Annotated in this window: 2 protein-coding genes and 1 pseudogene; all 3 read left to right on the top strand. The window is 64.5% G+C overall.

Annotated features, from left to right (window positions below):
* Positions 1-956: pseudogene (locus QZ709_RS08635) on the top strand (hypothetical protein); the annotation flags it as partial.
* Positions 957-964: 8 nt separating this feature from the next.
* Positions 965-2,887 carry a hypothetical protein gene (locus QZ709_RS08630; RefSeq protein WP_294636878.1) on the top strand — a complete coding sequence of 641 codons (1,923 nt, stop codon included), beginning with the start codon at positions 965-967 and terminating at the stop codon, positions 2,885-2,887.
* 21 nt (positions 2,888-2,908) lie between these two features.
* Positions 2,909-4,126, top strand: coding sequence for a hypothetical protein (locus QZ709_RS08625; protein WP_052195874.1), 1,218 nt, complete (start codon positions 2,909-2,911; stop codon positions 4,124-4,126).
* The last annotated feature ends 44 nt before the right edge of the window (positions 4,127-4,170 follow it).

Here is a 4,170-nt window from a genome sequence, read left to right as displayed (position 1 = left end):
ATGACGCTTGGCTCCAGCTCGCCAGCATCTACACCCAGGTCGTGCCCAACAGCCGCTCGGAAGTTGCATCGGTCGACCAGATGCCGGCCGCGCGCCGCACGATCTTGCTCGCCGAGGCGCCGCGCCGTGTGGAGGTCGGCATCACGCCTCATACACAGCGATATGTGATCGATGAAGCCAGCGCGGGCCTGACCTTCGTCTGGCAATGCAACCCGTTGCCTGAGCCCGGCACGATCTTCATCGACTTCTGGGCCTTGGGCCAGCGCTACACCCTGACCGATGACGGCAACGGCAAGCTGGTGGGGGCGGGCGGCGGCGCGGTCAACTACCTCACAGGCAGCATCAGCGCGACGCTCAAGTCCATCCCGGACATTGGCAGTGCCATCGCACTAACCCATGGCGCCCGCGTGTCGTACACCAACCGCGCCAACCAGGGCGCAGCAATCCGCCCCCCCGAGTACTGCTGGGTCGTGGGCGGCCAGGACGAGGCGACAAAGTACGACCGCATTGTGCCGGGCACCCTGGTCGTCAAGTACACAAGCGGCGGCGAGGTGCGGACAGTCACAGAAGCTGGCGCGGGCAAGCTCGCGGGCGCCGCGACGGGCGTTGTGGACTACCACAGCCGCACGGTTCTGCTGCGGCCGAGCTTCATGCCAGACCCCGGCGCTGAGCTGCAGGTCGACTGCCAGCTCGAAACGCTTGTGACGGAGTTCATCAATGCCGGGCCCGACGCCACAGGGATTGCCGCTTTCAGCCTTGCGCAGCAGCCTGCGGCCGGGACGTTGCAAATCGAGTGGTGCGTCGCGCGGGCAGTGAGCCAGACCGCCGGCGGCAACTTGACCACCACGACGTCGAGCAAGACCGCAGACGTGAACTACATCTTCAAAGCGACGCCGGAATGGCAAGAGCCGCAGTCGCCCGGTCAAAACATCGCCATTCGTGCAGCATACGTATAGGACGCCCCATGGCCTACGAGATGATCCTCCGCCCCGTGGCGGTCACAACAACAAACGGCAGCAGCGCGAGCCTCTCTGAACAGAGTGGCACCACGGCCGACAACCGCCTGGTCTCTATCAAGACGGTAACCGACGACGGCGCAGGACGCTTCGCCGCAGCCTTGGGCACCGTGGACTATGCGGGCAAGCAGGTCTCGCTCAAGATGATCGAGTTCGACCGCAAGACGGAGTCCTACCGCAGCGACTACGAGGACTCCAAACAGTTCTCGCGGGCGGTGGGCGATGGCTCGGGCGTCTGGCAGGACAACGGCCGGAAGGGCGGCGAATATGGGACCGCAAGCGTCGGCGAGGAGATGCTCGGGGGCTCCAGCATCGTCGCACGCTACCGCGTCGGTGCCGGCGTGTCGCGCAGCCACAGCGAGACATACAAGCCCGCAGAGGTCACGATGGACCTGTGCCCCTACACGTCGCAGCGCGTCGTTGCAGGCAGCGTGCAATTCCGGTGGATGGGGCAGGTCTACACGGACTTCGAGGGCGTGATCTATCGCGGTCGCACGGAGACCGACCCGGGCATTGCAAGCGGCAAGATCGACTATGCAGCCGGCACCGTGGGCATGTATGACTATGTCGTCGGTGGGTCTGGCGCGACGGACTTTCAGTTGCAGAGCCTGTGGACACAGGCCGGGCAATGGTCCACCGCAAGCGTGTTTTTCAACACCGACGCCGCCCCGCTGCGGGCCGGCGCGGGCGGCTTCGTGCTGACCGTGGTAGACACGCGCGGCAACACGTTGACCGCGAACGTCGATGCGCAGGGCAACATCACTGGATCGCATATGTGGGGCCGCGTTGATTTCAGCCGGGGCGGCGTGCAGCTGATGTTCGGCGACTTCGTGCTCGACACCAGTCTCTCGGCCGAGGACAAGGCCGAGTGGTGGTACAGCGCTGCGGATGTGGGCGCGGTGCAGCCAGGCCGGATCTGGCGGCCGTGGCCGGTCGACCCGACGACGCTGCGCTACAGCGCTGTGAGCTACATCTATCTGCCCGTCGACGTGACGTTGATGGGCATTGACCCGGCCGCGCTTCCCTCCGACGGCCGCGTCGCGTTCGCACGGCCGGGCGACACATGCGTCATCGGCATCACCCATGGCGGCGTCCAGTTCGTGCCCGAGGTGGGACAGACGTTTGCCCTTGGCCATCAGCGCCTGTCGTTCGTGCAGGTACTCGACGCAATCACAGGCGCCGAGATCCGCACGGGCTACACGGCTGATCTCGACGCCGGCACCGTCAAATTCACCGACTTGGCCGGCTACCCGGCAGCGGTGAAAGTCATCGGCCGAACCGAGGTCTACCGCCAGATCGCGGAGGTCCGCATCGACGGCAAGGTCAAGCTCACGCAGCCCGTGGGCTATGCCTTCCCCGCCGGCGCCGTGTTCTCGACCGCGCTGCGCTTCGGAGACCGCTTCGCGCGGGTCTCCCGTGTCTACGACCAGGTCAGTTGGAATGGCACCACCTGGTATGACGGCGTCGACCCCAGCAAGGGCGAAGCGACTGCGACATATCGGCACAACGATTTTCCGATTGAAGTGAGCAACCTCGGCGCGATCACAGAGCGCTGGGCGCTGCGCATCCGCCAAGACGGCAGCACGTTTGACCTGATAGGCCAGCACCTGGGACAGATCGCCAGCGGCAGCCTCAACGCGGACTTCGCACCGCTCAACGCTGCGGCCGGAGCGCCGTACATGCGTGTACGCACGGAGGGCTGGGGCGCGGGATGGGTCTCGGGCAATGTGGTGTTCATCGACACGATAGGCGCGGAGGCCGCAATCGACATGGTCCGCTGCACGCAGCCTTCGAGCCCAGCAGGCATTGATGACCGTTGCTGGATTGTCCAGCGCGGCGACGTGGGCCGCGCGCCCGAGGCCTCCTTCTAAATCAATTCAGAGAGCACATCCATGGCATCCCCTGTTGATACCTCCGTCAAACACTTCCTGAGCACCATGAGCGGCGCCCCTGCGCTGAGCGGCACCGTCGGCTCGTACATCGCCCTGCTCGACGCGCTGCTGGTGACCGGCTTTGACACCAAGACGCTCACGTCGCTGACGGTCCTGGGCGGCGTGGCCACAGCTGCGTTTCCCGGGCAGCACAGCGCCATCGTGGACTCCGTGATCCTTGTTGCCGGTGTGGCTGGTGGCCCGGCCGGCTGGGCCGGGCACAACGGCGAGCAGAAAGTGACGGCCGTGGGGGCCGGCGTGGTGCGCTTTGCGACGACGCTGCCCGATGGCACATACACGGGAACGATCACGATCAAGATGGCACCAGCTGGCTGGATCAAGGCGTACACAGGCACGAACATCGCCGTTTACCAGAGCGCGGACCCGCAGTCGAGCAAGATGCTGCTGCGCGTCGATGACACAAGCGCCCAGTGGGCGCGGGTTCGCGGGTTCGAGACCATGCAAGATGCGAACACAGGCACTGGCTTATTTCCACTCGATAGCCAGCAAAGCGGCGGCGGCTACTGGCCGAAGGCAAGCACGGCCAACAGCAATCCTGTGGGCTGGGCTTTCGCGGCAGACAGTCGATTCTTTTACATCTCAACGCTGCCAGGCACTGCCAACGCTGCAAATCGGCAGATCGGGAATATCCGCGCGTTCGGTGATCCTGTCGTAACACGGCCATCGGGCGATGCATACGCTTGCTTGCTCAACTACTCAACTTCAGGCACCAGCTACTCCCAGTACGACAACTGCTTGTCTTCCACTTCGGCCGGGATTTCTGCGTGCGCGCGCGCGTACTCGGGGCTTGGGTCGTGCGTGCTGCACAAGCTCAATGTGTGGGGAGCGGGGGGTGTCTCGCCTACCCAAATTAGCGGCATCACCAACGTTCACGGTGCATTTCCAAACCCCATCGATGGCGGCCTCTACCTGACGCGACGCGTCATCTCTACTACTGACAACTACTTGCCAAGGGCGGAGATCCCAGGGTCCTATCAAATGCTGCAGTCCGCCGGCTACGACAGCTTCCGCTATGGCGACAAGGTTCCCGGCACGGGTGCGCTCACTGGAAAAACTCTGGTAGCAGTGCACGGCGCGGGCGGCAGCAACTTCGACAACACCTCTTCGAGCGGCAACACTAGCGTCTTGTTCATTGACGTGACCGGGCCTTGGCGCTGACACCATGGCAGCACATCGCTACTGGCGCGCCTGGGGCATGGAGC

Source organism: uncultured Aquabacterium sp., assembly GCF_913773725.1.
Lineage (GTDB): Bacteria > Pseudomonadota > Gammaproteobacteria > Burkholderiales > Burkholderiaceae_C > Aquabacterium.
The sequence above is the reverse complement of the archived record's forward strand: the minus strand, read 5'-3'. Positions and strand labels throughout refer to the sequence as shown.

What these genes read in the sequence shown, in the direction of transcription:
- QZ709_RS08630 (WP_294636878.1), top strand. Translation starts at nt 965, where the DNA reads ATGGCCTACGAGATGATCCTCCGCCCCGTGGCGGTCACAACAACAAAC.
- QZ709_RS08625 (WP_052195874.1), top strand. Translation starts at nt 2,909, where the DNA reads ATGGCATCCCCTGTTGATACCTCCGTCAAACACTTCCTGAGCACCATG.